The organism is Dellaglioa sp. CoH-56-MRSF-11 (assembly GCF_056782135.1).
In genome coordinates, this window is the sequence record NZ_JBXAYE010000184.1 from 1 (window position 1) to 229 (window position 229).

At 55.9% G+C, this 229-nt stretch carries 1 protein-coding gene; it reads left to right on the forward strand.

The window, feature by feature from the left end; all coding sequences use genetic code 11:
• Positions 1-229 (forward strand): hypothetical protein (locus AC1RPT_RS08315; protein ID WP_481763078.1); only part of this gene is annotated, 229 nt, incomplete at both ends.

Consider the following 229-nt stretch of genomic DNA (forward strand, 5'->3'; position numbering starts at 1 on the left):
TCTTTGGCCTCCCGCTTTTTGGTCTGTATGCCTTGCAGCATCACGAGCGTCGATCCCTGCACATCACGAGACAATTTTCCGCCATCCTCGGCGGAGCGGCCGTAGTCGGGATTGTGATGTCCTTACTCAGCATGCTCGTACTGGCAAAGATGATGACGGGCGCGGAAGATTATTTCAGCGTGAGTCGGCACGCTTTTGAGATGATTGTGTCTGGCACGGCGTTGGGCGC